10 protein-coding genes are annotated in these 15,143 nt (G+C 57.0%); 7 read left to right on the top strand and 3 right to left on the bottom strand.

Annotated elements, in window-relative coordinates:
- The first annotated feature begins 213 nt into the window (after positions 1-213).
- The 5 genes from Poly51_RS26215 to Poly51_RS26195 all read left to right on the top strand — a co-directional run bounded on the left by Poly51_RS26215 (position 214) and on the right by Poly51_RS26195 (position 6,333).
- Positions 214-1,167: a GDP-L-fucose synthase family protein gene (locus tag Poly51_RS26215; RefSeq protein WP_146461749.1), complete on the top strand. Its 954-nt coding sequence runs from the start codon at positions 214-216 to the stop codon at positions 1,165-1,167.
- 54 nt (positions 1,168-1,221) lie between these two features.
- Positions 1,222-2,238, top strand: coding sequence for a GDP-mannose 4,6-dehydratase (gene gmd, locus Poly51_RS26210; protein WP_146461747.1), 1,017 nt, complete (start codon positions 1,222-1,224; stop codon positions 2,236-2,238).
- Positions 2,239-2,336: 98 nt separating this feature from the next.
- On the top strand, positions 2,337-2,669 hold the full coding sequence (locus Poly51_RS26205) for a co-chaperone GroES (RefSeq protein WP_146461745.1): 333 nt from the start codon (positions 2,337-2,339) through the stop codon (positions 2,667-2,669).
- A gap of 223 nt (positions 2,670-2,892) precedes the next feature.
- A complete protein-coding gene (locus Poly51_RS26200; protein ID WP_146461742.1) occupies positions 2,893-5,310 on the top strand; it encodes a dockerin type I domain-containing protein in 2,418 nt (805 codons plus the stop codon).
- A gap of 105 nt (positions 5,311-5,415) precedes the next feature.
- Positions 5,416-6,333 (top strand): ZIP family metal transporter, encoded by a 918-nt coding sequence (locus Poly51_RS26195; protein ID WP_146461740.1) that lies wholly within the window; start codon positions 5,416-5,418, stop codon positions 6,331-6,333.
- 43 nt (positions 6,334-6,376) lie between these two features.
- Here Poly51_RS26195 and Poly51_RS26190 read toward each other — a convergent pair whose 3' ends face one another.
- Positions 6,377-7,801 (bottom strand): asparagine synthase-related protein, encoded by a 1,425-nt coding sequence (locus Poly51_RS26190; RefSeq protein WP_146461739.1) that lies wholly within the window; start codon positions 7,799-7,801, stop codon positions 6,377-6,379.
- Positions 7,802-8,065: 264 nt separating this feature from the next.
- Between Poly51_RS26190 and Poly51_RS26185 the strand changes: the two genes are divergently transcribed.
- Complete coding sequence (locus tag Poly51_RS26185; RefSeq protein ID WP_246114788.1) at positions 8,066-11,503, top strand: aminotransferase class I/II-fold pyridoxal phosphate-dependent enzyme; 3,438 nt, start codon at positions 8,066-8,068, stop codon at positions 11,501-11,503.
- 155 nt (positions 11,504-11,658) lie between these two features.
- Entirely contained in the window at positions 11,659-11,841 is a 183-nt protein-coding gene (locus tag Poly51_RS26180) for a hypothetical protein (RefSeq protein WP_146461737.1), read from the top strand.
- A 216-nt stretch (positions 11,842-12,057) separates the two neighbouring features.
- Here Poly51_RS26180 and Poly51_RS26175 read toward each other — a convergent pair whose 3' ends face one another.
- Together Poly51_RS26175 and Poly51_RS26170 are read right to left on the bottom strand one after the other, a co-directional pair.
- Positions 12,058-13,269 (bottom strand): hypothetical protein, encoded by a 1,212-nt coding sequence (locus tag Poly51_RS26175; protein ID WP_146461735.1) that lies wholly within the window; start codon positions 13,267-13,269, stop codon positions 12,058-12,060.
- A 365-nt stretch (positions 13,270-13,634) separates the two neighbouring features.
- Positions 13,635-15,068, bottom strand: a complete 1,434-nt coding sequence (locus tag Poly51_RS26170; protein WP_390621811.1) for a sulfatase — start codon at positions 15,066-15,068, stop codon at positions 13,635-13,637.
- Positions 15,069-15,143 lie beyond the last annotated feature (75 nt).

The following is a 15,143-nucleotide window of genomic DNA, read 5'->3' as shown; positions in this document are numbered from 1 at the left end:
AAACCCCGACCCTCCGGACTTGACGCAGACGTGTACCAAGCTGATCGACCGAGCCAGGCGGAAATGTCCACTATCCCCTGTCGAGTTCCCCCAAACGCAAAAGGCGACGATACCGGCATAATCAGCGCATTCCCAACCGACGCCCCGAGCGACTCAAGCGAAACCATCCTGTCCTCCATTCCAAGCGACGGGCGAGCGGATTACCCTTGGGGCATGAAAAAAGAACTCATCGGAAAGGTCTACGTCGCGGGTCACCGCGGAATGGTCGGGTCGGCGCTATGCCGACGGCTTGCGGATGAACCGTGCGAAGTGATCACGGCCGACCGTGGGACTTTGGATCTGTGCGATTCGGACGCGACGCTGGCGTTTTTCAACCAGCATCGCCCTTCCACCGTTATTTTTGCCGCTGCCAAGGTTGGTGGGATTGTTGCTAACAACACGTACCCGGTTGAGTTTCTGTCCCAGAACGTGACCATGGCGATGTCGGCCATCAACGCGGCGTATGCAGCCGGTGTCCGGCGATTCTTGTTTCTGGGCAGCACGTGCATCTATCCCCGCGATTGCCCGCAACCGATCCGCGAAGAATCGCTGCTGACGGGCCCGTTGGAACCCACCAACGAAGCCTATGCGTTGGCAAAAATTTCGGGTCTGAAGCTTTGCCAGTATTATCGTCGCCAGCAGGGCGTGATGTTCCACAGCGCGATGCCGACCAACCTGTACGGCCCCGGCGACAACTATCATCCAGAACACAGTCATGTTTTACCGGCGTTGATTCGTCGTTTCCACGAAGCGGCCGTCGAATCGGCGCCGTCGGTTACCATTTGGGGAACGGGTTCACCACGACGCGAGTTTCTGTTTGTCGACGACTTGGCCGACGCGCTGGTACACCTGTGCATGAACGACGACCCACCGGATTGGGTCAATGTTGGCACCGGAGTTGACCATACCATTTTTGAAGTCGCCCAAATGGTCGCCGATACCGTCGGCTATCGAGGCAAAGTCGTCACCGATCCGACGCGGCCCGATGGCACGCCCGTAAAATGCACCGATGCGACTCGCTTGCATTCGACGGGCTGGAAACACAAAGTATCTCTCGCCGACGGACTCAAACGAACGTACCAGAGTTTCCTGTCTGAAAACAAAGCCGGCGACCTACGGTCGGTTTAAGAATCTCATTCAATCACGTTACCACGAAGCAGCCACCAACCTACTTTCCCAATCATGACCAAATCAGCGTTGATCACCGGAATCACCGGCCAAGACGGCAGCTATCTGACGGAACTGTTGCTCGATAAGGGCTATGAAGTTCATGGACTGGTACGACGCAGCAGCACGTTTTCGACCGAACGGATCGACCACCTTTATCAAGACGTTCACACCGAATCGCGATTGCGTTTGCACTATGGCGATTTGACGGACGGTCAAGCGCTGACGAATTTGGTTCTGGAAATCGAGCCGGACGAGATCTACAACCTCGGCGCTCAAAGCCACGTTCGTGTTTCCTACGATCAACCGAATTACACGCTGCAAACCGTTGGCGTCGGCGCTCTGAATGTATTGGAAGCGGCCCGGTTGTTGAACAAAAACAAGGAAGTGAAGGTCTACCAAGCCAGTAGCAGTGAAATGTATGGCGATGTTTTGGAAACGCCGCAGAAAGAAACGACTCCTTTCAACCCGCAATCGCCTTATGCATGTGCGAAAGTGTATGCCTATCACCAAACGGTGAACTATCGGCGCGGTTACGATCTGTTCGCCAGCAATGGAATTTTGTTCAACCACGAATCTGAACGGCGGGGTGAGACCTTCGTGACTCGCAAGATCACGCGTGCGGCCGGACGAATCAAAGTCGGTCTGCAGGAAAAACTGTACCTCGGCAATCTGGACGCGAAACGCGACTGGGGTTACGCCAAAGATTACGTCGAAGGCATGTGGCGGATTCTTCAGCACAGCGAAGCTGATGATTTTGTGCTGGCGACCGGTCGCACGGAATCGGTGCGAGATTTCTGTCGCCTGGTGTTCGAGCAACTGGGACTCAACTACGAAGACCACGTCGAAATTGATCCTCGATACTTCCGCCCCGCCGAAGTCGATCTGTTGCTTGGCGACGCGTCGAAGGCCAAGGACAAACTGGGCTGGGTGGCGACGACGGATTTAGAAGAACTCGCGCGCATCATGACGCAGCACGACTTGGAACTGGCCCAACGCGAATCGCACGCGAAGACGTTCGTGCCGAACTGAGCCTGTGCCGTCTCGGCGCAACCTGATTTGAAGTTCACAATCGCGTATCCGGTCGATGCCCGACCGGCCCGTATTACGGGAGGACTCTCGGAGTGACGATGGGAAAGAAGAAGACCGCCAACGCGTTTGAACACGTCGAACCAATCGGCGACCGCGTTCTCGTTCGCAAGGACGAACCGAAACGCGAGACGCGAGGCGGTATCGCATTGCCCGATGCAGCCGAGATCCCGACGATTACGGGACGCATCGTCACTATCAGTGCGGCCGTTGAGAACGACGACGAATTGCCGCTGCGCCAGTACGACAAGATCCTGTTTCACCCCAAAAATGCGATCCCCGTCGACCTGGAACACGACAACCAATTGTTCGTCGTCCCCGTCGATGACATTGTCGCAGTGTTCCGACGTTCACCATCGCCGGATGCCGAATAGGCACTGCGATACGACGCGGTCGATAAAATCGGCTTGTTCGATTCGGGGAAACCGATAGGATCAGGTTCCGTTCTGCGGAACTCGAGGGATCGATTCTGCGGCTTCGTCTTATCTACTTATGCATGGGGATAGCATGCAAATGCCGCGATTTCTTCGGCCGTGTTCTCGGCCGAAGCTTCTAAGACGTCGTCATTGCCGACTTGAATCGCTCGAGACTCGGCGGATGATGATCGCAGAGGGCGATTCGTTTTCGCTCAGTATTCCCGTTTCAACGGCCGGACTCGTCGGCGATGCCACGGCTCTGATTGACTGGGGCGATGGGACGACGTCCACCGGGACGGTCACAGGCGGCAACGCGACGGGCAACATCAAAATTGTTCTCGACTATTCGCTAGATTCATCGGGTTTCTTCGGTAACAGCGCCAGTGACCCTCGCCGGGTGAAGCTTCAGCAGGCAGCCGACGCCATCGTGTCTCGTTTTACCGACACGCTGGATGCCGTCACCCCGAAGCAGTTCGTGACGGTAAAGCCGAGAATTTTTCATCCGTCGCAAGGGTCTCCCGCAAAGGTCGAAGGCGATCTGTTCGCTTTACCCGAGAATCCGACGATCGCAGCGAACACGATCATTGTTTACGCCGGCGCTAGAGACCTTCCGGCGGGCACGGCCGGTGTCGGCGGAGGAGCCTCGATCAGCTTCAGCCGGACGTGCATTCCCGGTGCCCAATGCAACGAAGCGATCGCCAACCAAAACGCCATTTTCAGCCGCGGTGAACCGGGCGTGCTAGCGTCACCGGCAACCGACATCGCACCGCTGTACGCGTCGATCAGCTTTGATGCGCCCAGGAAGTCGCTGTACTACGTCGGTGACGATCCCAGTGAGATCCCCATCGACGGTCTCGATTTCCTCAGCATCGCGACCCACGAATTGGCACACGCACTCGGTTTCGGAACGTCCGATTCCTGGAACACCGTCACCACGAGTGGTTCGTTCGCAGGAACGAACGCCAAAGCCGCCTACGTCGGTTCGGGGAACGTCCCTCTGGCGCCACAGCACTGGGCCGAATCCGTTCCCGCCGGCCAGCCTTCGTTGATGGGCCCCGTTATCGTCGGCAATGCGCGGACCGCATTTTCGATTCTGGATTTTGCAGCGATGGACGACATCGGTTGGGACGTGGTCGATCTTTCGGCAACCGCGGCCGGGAATCACGTTTACGCCGACGACGGAGACTACACGATCTCGGTGACGATATCCGGTGCGGTCCAAGGAGACATCGTTTACCAGGACATCCGCACCGTCAGAGTCGACAACGTCGCGCCGACATTGACGGTCGTTGGCAATCGGACCGAAACCGTTAATCAGCCGTTCTCGATCGAAAACATCGGCACATTCATTGATCCAGGCTTCTCAAATCCCAGTAGCAACCCCGCCACTGTCGAGGAATTTCCTTTCACGATCGATTGGGGCGACGGGACGATCGACTCGGGAACCGCAACGGTCGATCAACTTGGTGGGCGTGACGGAACCGTCACCGAAGGTTCGTTCGACGGCAGCCACACCTACACGACCACCGGAAACAAGACGGTGACGGTGCGAGTCACCGACGACAACAATGGTGCAAGCGAAAAGATGTTCACGATCACGGTGAGCGAACCGCCCGAACTGATCCTAGAACTTGACATCCCGGCGATTGACGAAGACCAGGGCGCAGACGCGGCAACATTGACCGTCCGTCGTACCGGAGCGGCGCCGACAACCGACCAAACGATCACGTTGTCATCCAGCGACATCGGTGAAGCGACTGTTCCCGCAACCGTCGTGATCCCTGCGGGCCAAACGTCGGCTACCGTTTCTGTGGCGGCCGTCGACGATGCACTTTTGGACGGCGTCCAGTCCGTCACGATCTCGGCGACCGGCAGTGGCGTCAGCGGAGGCTCGGTCGATGTCCAGGTCCGGGATGCCGAGTCGCTCAGCGCCAGCTTCACCGGCGAATCGACGAACGAGGCAGGAACGCCAGCGATCTTTTTCGTTTTGACGCGATCCAACACCGACGTCGACGAAGCGATCACCGTGAGCGTCGTCGGCGTTAACACGACTCAATTGGATCTAGCCACGTCAATCGAACTGCCTGCCGGCGTACGCGAAGTTCGACTGCCCGTGCAACCGATCGACGATGACTTGCCCGAACGGTCGATCCGATTTGATTTGACGTTCTCGGCCACGAATTACGACTCGGCGTCGGCATCGTTCACGCTGCTTGACAACGAGCCTGCAAAATTCCAAAACCCGGTCGATCGTTTTGATGTTTCCAACGGCGAGGGCGTCACCGCTCGCGACGTTCTGCTGGTGATCAACCAATTGGCGCGACAAACCACACCCGACTTAGATCCGGTGAACGATTCGCCGGGAGAGTCGTTTTTTGACGTCAACGGCGACTATCAAGTCACGGCGTTGGACGCGCTGCAGATCATCAACCAGTTACCGCGATTGGTAGACGAAGGTTCTGAAAATCTAGAAGCTGAAAATCTCGGATCGGTTTCGACAGAAGCGGTCGATCACATTTTTCAATCGGGCGACATTTTTCAAGCGGTTGCGTCAGACTGGGATCTTGACGACCGCGACGGGGAAATTCGGTTGTTTTAGTCGCCGTAGTTTCTTGGACGGATGCCACCGCCGATTCCCAGGTTTCCGCTGATCGCCTACGCTGTAGGATTGCATCGTTTTTCGCAATCTTCCCGCGACATTACCATGACGGTTGAACCGCTACTTCTGACTTACTGCGTCGTCATCGTGATCGCCTCCATGGCGGGCGGATGGTTACCGACGCTGATGCGAATGACGCACTTGCGGACTCAATTGTTGATGAGTTTCGTGTCGGGGTTGATGCTGGGGATTGCAACGCTGCACCTACTGCCTCACGCGACCGTCGAACTTGATTCGGCACGAAAGGCGGGCGCAGCCACTCTGGGCGGAGTTCTGTCGATGTTCTTGCTGATCCGCCTCTTCCATGTCCACCAACACGACGCTCCATCGGTCCAGTCTTCCGCGGCGGACGAGCTATCGCACGACCACAATCACGCGGCCGACTGTGATCATTCGCATTCGCACAACAAGCCTCACAATCACGCGAATGCGGGCTGGGGGTGGCTGGCGATGTTGTTCGGTTTGGGGCTGCACACGTTGGTCGACGGAGTAGCGTTGGCCGCAAGCGTGGTCGCCGACGCGGCTCACGGTTCATGGTTACCGCTTGCTGGCGTTGGAACGTTTCTGGCCGTCGCGCTGCACAAACCGCTCGACGCATTCTCGATCACGTCGGTCATGCAGAAGGGTGGCTGGACGCCGGGGCAACGAACGTTGGCAAATATGACATTCGCAATGGCATGCCCGATCGGCGCAGCGTTGTTCTATTTTGGCGTGATGCGGATGAACGGCGGATCAGCGATTTTGGGATGGGGATTGGCGATTTCGGCCGGATTCTTCATTTGCATCTCGTTGGCCGACTTGTTGCCCGAAGTTGCCTTTCACGACCACGACCGCGGCAAGTTAACGGCCGCGCTACTGATCGGTGTCGCGTTGGCAGTGGCGGTCGAAAATTTACCAGGCCATTCACACTCGGCGCCAAAACCGCCAACGACTCAAGCGGTGCCGTTGGAACTGGACCAATAGCCCAAAAACGGTCGGCAAATGTGCCCCGCGACGCTGCTCGCCTCTACGCGAACAGTTGATCAAATGCTTCGCGATACTCGCGGTCGGACTTTGGGAACACCGCCTCGAACGTTGCTTTATCAACGGCACCACGTTGGAACCGCTGCTTTGGGAACACAGGCATCGTTTCACCCGTGATCTGCTTGACCCCCGATGCAACGACTTGTCCTTTGAGTCCGTAGAGTCGTTCATGATCCCAGTCCGTCAGATCGACAAACGGGATGGCCTCGGCGACTTCGATCACATCGGGCACCGCAAACGGGCTGAAACCACGGAAGCCCAGCGACGTCGCCGGCGCACTTGTGCGGACATGGCCACGGCTTTGCCCGCCGCTATACGTCAACGAGTGTTTCACCGCGTCGACGCCCCAGCCTTCTTGATAGAGCATCCGATTCCCAAGCACACTGCGGATTGTCAATTCAGGATTTTCCTCGATCGGATAGTCTTTTAAGTTCTCGTCGCCACCGTCGCCATCGATCAGACAGCGCCAATCGGGATAGCGGCGCCGAACTTCACGAAGTAGCGTCAAGCCCATCGTCGCCGATTGCACGTCGAGCGGTTTGTAGTCTTCGATCACCGCGATCGCATCGCGCCAAGAAACATCGGCTTTGGGAACCGATATGATTTCCAGCAACATTTCACGGTTGATCTGCTTCAAAAACTCAGTCGCTTGTTGCGGATCGGTCGCATTGCCATCGACCGACAACGTGAACGCCTTTAGCCGCGAAGACGATTGTCCTCGACGGCGGATCAAGAAATCCGTCACCATCAATACGGCGCCGCTATCCACGCCTCCACTAAACATGACACCGATCGGTTCGTCCGACGGCATCGTGTCCAACCAAGCGTCAATCGTTTCGGCGAGCCGACCGATGTACGATCGTCCGATGGCTTCAATGTTGGTGGGCAACCGATTGCGAGGCGGTGCAAAATATCGGTGCAGCTTCGGATTCGGATCAGGACATCCGACCAACTGCAGTTCCAACAAGTGATGGGCCGGAACCATCCGTGTGTAGGCCGGGCGGAACTGGTCCGCCAATCCTTCTTTGGCAAGCTGCTGGGCGATTTCGTCCATCCGTTCGGCGACGATCAAAGCAGGCCCTTCGGCGCGTTTGGCCAAAAAGTATCTCATCGGTCGACCGATCGAACGGGCCATACGGATCGTCTTGCCGGATTGTTGCAGGATGGCGAATTGACCGCCGATTCGACGGACCGCTTCGACATTCCCGCTGCGAACGGCTTCGCATGCTTGGTTTCGATTCATACCAAGCAAGATGTCGCCGGTCGGGTCCAAAAGATCCACAACGCGATCAATCAATTCCAAGGGTTGGCCAACCGCGGGCGATTTGGCGGAAAGTTTTGTCGACCGATCATTCACATTTGTCGGTTGCGACGATTCGTTCGTGCCGGTTGATTTAGCAGTCGTCATCGATCGGTGATTCCGAAAATAGGTGCAGTAGAGGTAGGGCAACGAGGGCCGGCCCATGGATGCCCGTGGGCTCCCCCCGTTGGGACTCTGACATTCTGAACTTCGTAAGCGATTAGCGAACAAACTGGGCCAAAGCGTCATTTCCTCCCCAAACCTGATATTTTGGGGGAAAGTCACGCAGGCAAGGTGACGCGAATGTCCGTTCCGTTATCCTAGTGGATTCGTCGAGTTAGAATAACGTCCTTTCCCCCCGCCGACCGAACGGTGATTTGCTCCGTGGACTTGCATACGTACTTTGGCCCCGAGCCGCCGCCAAGAGATCACTTGATCTCAGTGATCGAACATTGGGCTGCGCACCGCCACAGTGAGACTGCCTACGTCTTCACGGACACCGAATCGGTGGAACAGCGTTTGACGTATGGCGAATTGTGGGATGAAGTCCGTGCTTTGGCCGGCTACCTACAAACGGAATGTCGCGTACGAGCTGGCGATCGCATCTTGTTGCTGTATCCACCCGGATTGGAATTTGTTGTTGGCTTCTTCGCGTGCCACGCAGCCGGTGCGATAGCCGTACCCGCGTATCCGCCGCGAAGAAACCGCAAGGCTTCGCGGATTCGGTCCATCGTCGTAGACGCCAATGCACGCTGGGCATTGTCGACTTCGAGTATCGTTGACCAACTTTCCGGTGATCAACAGCACGACGATTTGATCGGCGTTCAATTGCTGGGGACGGACAACCCGAATTGTCGCAATCTTAGCGGGTGGCAACGGCCAAAATTGAGCGAACATTCCTTGGCCGTGTTGCAATACACCAGTGGCTCGACGGGATCGCCCAAGGGAGTGATGCTGAACCATCGCAATCTGATCGCGAATAGCGAATTGATTCTCGAGGCGTTTGATCCCGAAGTCGACTTCGTCGGCATGAGTTGGTTGCCGACGTACCACGACATGGGTCTGGTCGGCGGCGTGTTGATGCCGATGTATACCGGCCGAACCACGGTGCTGATGAGCCCGATGACGTTCCTGCAACGCCCAGCACGTTGGTTGCAGGGCATTTCGCAGTACGGCGTGACGATCAGTGGCGGGCCGAACTTTTCGTACCAGCTGTGCGCCGATAAGATTCTCGATTCTGAGATGGAAGGCGTTGACCTTTCCAATTGGCGGATCGCATTCAACGGTGCCGAACCGATTCGGTCATCCACGTTGAAAGAGTTTGCGGCGCGGTTCCAGAAGTATGGATTCAATCCACAGGCATCGCTGCCCTGCTACGGGATGGCCGAAACAACGCTGCTGGTGACCGGCGGCCCACGGACACCGCGTCCTGTGATGACGACGTTCGATGGTCGCGCTTTAGAAGAAAAGATTGTTCGCCCCGTATCGGATGACAACGCGTCGGCGCGGAATTTGGTCGGCTGCGGCGCCGTGCTGTCCAGCGAGCGCGTCATCATCGTCGACCCGGAAACCCGCGAAAAGCTGCCCAGCGATTCGATCGGCGAAATCTGGGTGCAAAGCCCGTCCGTCGGCCAAGGCTACTATCGACGCAAAGAAGCCACGGAACAAACGTTCCACGCCACAACGATCGACGATGACGGTCCGTTTCTTCGCACCGGCGACCTCGGATTCTTGTACGACCATCAACTGTACGTTTCGGGCCGGTTGAAGGACATGATCATCGTTCGCGGAGTGAATCGTTACCCGCAGGACATCGAAGAGACCGTCGAAGCAGCATCCGAGGCCGTCCAAGCCGGATCCGTCGGCGCCGTGGCAATGGAACACGACGGACGAGAGCAACTTGTGATCGTTGCCGAAACCGTACGGGCACGCGACTTGGATTGGGATTCGGAAATCCAAGCCATCCGTCGCGCCGTAACCGCCGAACATGAACTGCCACCCGATGCGGTATACCTGGTCCGCAACAGCAGCATCCCGAAGACCAGCAGCGGCAAAATCCAGCGTCATGCTTGCCTGCACGCGGTACGCGACGGCGACTTGAAGTTGATCGCGAAGTGGGTTCGATGGGAAGAATCGGGCGGTGGTACAAAGATGAACGCCGCGCCGATGATGCAAGCGGCTTCTGCAAGCGGCACCGAGTCGATTGATGCTTCGGATGTCAGCGCCGCGATCGTTGAAGTGATCGGGCATCATGTTCGCCATGTCGCCGGCGAACGGGCGGGACACTTGAACATTGGCACCAACATCGTGCTGGACTTGGGACTGGACAGTCTCGAGCGACTCGAAATTGCACGCAAATTGGAACGTACGTTTGGCGGTCGATTTCCCGAACAGGTTCTGGATGAGATCGAGACGATCGGCCAAACGGCGATGGCCATTCAACGCTACTTGCCACCCGGCGGCGAAGCACGCGCCGAGGCGATGCTGCGCAGCGGTATCAGCGACGACGACGGCGCATCGGGATCCGACAATCGCAGCAGCGTCATTCAAAACGGTCGCCCACCGACGACAGTCGAAGCGGAGGACAGCGTCGAACAGTTTGCGGAATATCGCCGCCTGAAAACGACGATGCGTCAAATGTTGATGACCGGCGTGCCGAATCCCTACTTCACGGTTCACGACGGCATCGTTGGTGATAAGACGATCGTCAACGGGCGTGAATTGATCAGCTTTGCGAGTTACAACTATCTCGGTTTGAGCGGTCACCCGGACGTTTCCGACGCTGCCGCCAACGCGGTCCGCCAGTACGGCACAAGTGTCTCGGCCAGTCGGTTGGTTTCTGGTGAAAAGCCCATTCACGGACAGCTTGAACGACGCATCGCCCAGTGGATCGGCGTCGACAATTCGATCCTGATGGTCGGCGGCCACGCTACCAACGAAACCACGATTGGCCATTTGGTGGGTGCCGGCGACTTGATCGTTCACGACGCACTGTCCCACAACAGCATCGTGCAAGGCGCGTTGTTGTCCGGTGCACGACGCCGACCGTTTCCGCACAACGATTACGCGGCATTGGACCGAATGCTGACCGAACTTCGCGACCAATACCGACGCGTTTTGGTGGTCATCGAGGGCGTTTACAGCATGGACGGTGACTTCTCGGACGTTCCCAAGTTCATCGAAGTCAAAAAGAAACACCGCGCCATGTTGATGGTCGACGAAGCGCACAGTTTCGGCACGATGGGCCCGACCGGCCGTGGGATGGCCGAACACTTTGGCATCAACGCCCGTGACGTCGATATCTGGATGGGTACGCTCAGCAAAAGTGCGGCGTCGTGCGGCGGCTACATCGCCGGCAGCGAAGCCCTTGTCGAGTTACTGCGGTACACGGCGCCCGGATTCGTGTTCAGTGTCGGTATGCCACCCGCACAAGTTGCCGCAGCCCTCGCCGCGATCGACACGTTGGACCAAGAACCTGATCGCGTCGATCGTTTGCGACGTCGAAGCGAATTGTTTCTCTCGCTGTGCCGCGAAGCCGGACTCGACACCGGCGACAGCGGCGGTACCCCCGTCGTTCCGGTGATCACAGGCAATTCAATGTTGGCACTTCGTTTGTCAAATCGATTGAAGGGCGATGGCATCAACGTTCAACCCATTTTGTACCCAGCCGTCGATGAATCGGCCGCTCGGCTGCGGTTCTTCATCACCAGCGAGCATAGTGAAGAACAGATTCGCTTTACGGTAGCCCGAACGGCCGACCACTTGAACGAACTTGCGTCAGGCGGATTGGAACTCGAGGCGAAAGCCTAGCGCGTTGCGAAGCACTTCACCCCAGCAATCCGGTTTAGCCCTTGCGGCGCCCGATCGCCGTTCTAGAATTAGGGGGTGCGGCTGCTGCGGATGGCGATAGGAAACTTTGGTTTCCTCGCAGCAACGACACTTGCCCTAATCTCGAGGAGATTGTCTTGCTTACCGAGTCCACCGTCGAATCTATGTTTCGCGAGTTGATGAAGACCGAAGAGCGAACAGAAGAAACGTTCGACAAGGCCGAAGAGTTGCTCGAAGACGAGCTCCGTCCCGAAAGCCCGTTACGTCATCGTTTGACGGTTGAACTGGAAGAACTGCGAATGTTGGCGACAAAGTCTTAGGGTTTGTCGTTTAGGAATTCTCTGGATAGGTTCGGATAGAGCTTACCTCAGTCGATCCCGTTCCCGAGGCCGCCCGTATTGTTGATGTTGGGCATCGCTTCGGGATTTTTTATGCGCGCATAAAAAAACAGCTTCGCGAGATTTCTCTCGCGAAGCTGTTGTTGTCTCTCGCCCCCGCGATTGACTCTTTGTTTCCGACCCGATTGGTCTGCCGGATCAGTGGTTTAGGCTGAGTCCGAAGGTACCGCCGACCATCAGGTAATCTTGGTCATTGTCACCCGAACCCAGGGCACCACCCGAACCGGTTCCTCCTCGCCAAACGCCGCGAGCGATGTCAATGACTTGGAAACCACCTCGGACTTGGATCATCTTTGTCAGTTGATATCCGACTTCACCGCGAACGTCGAAGCCGACAAAGAATTCTTCGTTGCGAGTGTTGGTCGGACGAACTGAATCCTGGTCGTATCGAATAAAGATCGGCGGGTCGCCGATGGTGACTGGGTTGTCGTAAATCACCCGCTCGATAGTTCGGTCGTAGGTCGAGCACTGGTAGTTGCCGCCGAAGAAGCACTTGAAGTCACTCGAGTAGGTGAAACGATTCACCGCCTTGGTGTAGCGGAAACCAACCTGAGCTCCCAGCATATCGTTCGTCGTGAGTGCTTCGTCCGTGGTCAACTGTTCCGCGACCGAGTCGCCCGCTCCGCCCAGGTCTCCGGGCAAAAGTCCGGTGATGGCAAAATCTTCGGCATAGTTGTGGTCGTTAAGCCGCATCCATCGAAGTCCCACCAAAGGCTCGAGAATGCCGCCGTAGTGATACGGTTCCATTCGCCAAGTCTTGTTCAGCTCGTAGCTGTCGTAATTGATAAAGTTCAAGGAGTCGGTGATATCGATGAAACGATAGCTGTAGCCCTCGTTGTTACGAGTTCCCGGCGGAGTTTCAAACCCGAATGCACCGAACGTATCACTGGTTCCGCTGCCGCCGACGACTTGGCCACCGTTGTACCGGTTGAGTCGTTCGCGACGCACAGCATACGTTTCGTGAACATCGTTGGATGTCCAGTTGAACGTCCAACCTTTGTCCTCGCCCGGCAGCATGTAGCCGATTTCGTAGCGATGCCCCCAGCCCGAGTCGAGCTTCGTTTGAGCGTTCGTCGTACCGGACAAGCCAGCAATTTGCGGCTCGTTCAATTCCGGACGAGACCCATAAAGGTTCAAGCGATCGTACGTCGCGAACCAGCCCGTTGGCGCTCGCTTGCTCGGCTTCATGTCGGCCAAGTCCATGTCATAGACCGGCTCGAACCAATTGAAGTCGGGATCGAACGCGAAAGGGTCCGCCGCAGGAAAATGCTCCTGGGCTTCCACAGATGCGACTCCGCCCAGCAACGCCAGGGCTGTGAGTAGACTTGCAGTCAGCTTCCGTACCGACATCGCTTGTTCCACCGTCTTGCAGTTAATTTTTCTCGGGCAGCCGATCCATAACCGACCACCGTCATCCCAGTACCGGAACAGCTTCCGGCACCCCCAATTTCCAGTTGAACTGTCTTCAGGACCTTGATCCTTCCAACAAATCGTCTCCCCGAAAGGAGCTCGCCGAACTAGAAAACTTCGGGTTGTGCCGGTAGTATCGGCCAGGTCAGGCGAAAAGGCTTAGTTTCTTTGGGGATAGAAACGGTAAAAGAGTAAGAATCTGCAAAACCGGCATTGTTTCACAAACCATCGCCGGGGCGCCGAAGCCCCTCAGGGCCAGCGAATTCCGCCCAAAGTGGCACACTCAGCCCGAATCACGCGAGAGTCTAATTTTCCAGCGTTTCTCTGAACGCTGGTTGCCAAGGAACCGCGCCGTCCTTGGGCTGCAAGAACTTCGCGTCCACCGATTGGTACCAAGCGTGCAAGCGATCTCGCATTTGGGCCACGCGATCAGGCATCTCACTGGCCAAGTCGGTCGCTTCGCCGATGTCAGACGCCAAGTCGTAAAGATGCACCCTTCCGTCTTCGTACCGCTCGACCAGCTTGTAGTCGCCCTCGCGGATCGCGCCGCCGGGGATGCCACCTTGGTTGCTGTAATGCGGGTAGTGCCAGAACAACGATTTCCGATCAAGCGACCGGCCTTCGAGCGCTGGTCGCAAATCGACTCCGTCTACCAAATGATCGAACTCGATACCGGCCGCCGCCGCAATCGTTGGAAACAGGTCGATCGAACAGATCGGTTGCTTCGAAACCGAACCTGGGTTGGTGACACCGGGGTAACGGATGATCCACGGTTCGCGAATGCCGCCTTCATAGACCCAGCCCTTTCCACCCCGCAGCGGCAGGTTGCTGGTGGGCAAGCCTTCGGACGTCGACAACCCGCCGTTGTCTGATGTGAAGACAACGACCGTGTTATCGGCAACTCCCGATTCAACAAGCTGTTTCAGCACTTTGCCGACCGCTTGGTCCATCGCTTCGACCATCGCTGCGTAGACGGCATGCTTTTGCAGCACGCGAACTTTCCGAGGCGAGTTGCCGAGCACTTGCTCTTCTTCGCCGAACTCTACGCCTTCGATCGCCGCAGCTTTCGCTTGATACTTCTTCACCAAATCGGGCCGACCCATCAAGGGCGTATGAACGGAATAGAACGACAGGTACACCAAAAACGGACTGTCTTTGTTGGCTTCGATGTAACTGGCCGCGTCGCGGGACAACCGATCGGGCAAATGGTCCCCGTCCGGACTCTCGACCTCGATCTGCGGATTTTGAAACGGTGCGAAGTACCGCTTGCCCGTGTAGGGGCCGCCGCCGGTATGGCCACCGACGTTAACGTCAAAGCCACGGTTCTGTGGAAAGTACTCTTCCGATTCGCCAAGGTGCCACTTGCCGGCAAAGAACGTTCCGTAGCCTCGTTGCTTCAACGTCTGGGCGATCGTGATTTCATCGAGCGGCATGTGACTTGTAAGCGGCGCGGGGTTGAATGTTCCGCTTCGCTTGCCCGAGAAAAAGTTCGTTGCACCCGCACGTGTCGGGTACTTGCCCGTCATCATGCTATAGCGAGTTGGCGAGCAAACCGGATTCGCGGCGTATCCGTCAGTAAACCGCATCGCTGATTCCGAGAGGCGATCGATATTGGGAGTCTCGTAGAAGCAATTCGGGTTGTTCGCCCCGATGTCCATGTAGCCAAGGTCGTCCACCAAGAAGACGACAAAGTTCGGCGTTGCTGGATCAGCCGCCGAGATTGCCGGCGAAAGTGACATGGCGACCAAGAAAATCACGGCGATCGCGCGAGACCAAAACGAATGTCGGGACTTCATACTCGAGCTAACCTTTGC

The sequence above is a fragment of the Rubripirellula tenax genome (assembly GCF_007860125.1).
Taxonomy (GTDB): domain Bacteria; phylum Planctomycetota; class Planctomycetia; order Pirellulales; family Pirellulaceae; genus Rubripirellula; species Rubripirellula tenax.
This window is presented reverse-complemented; position numbering and strand designations above follow the sequence as displayed.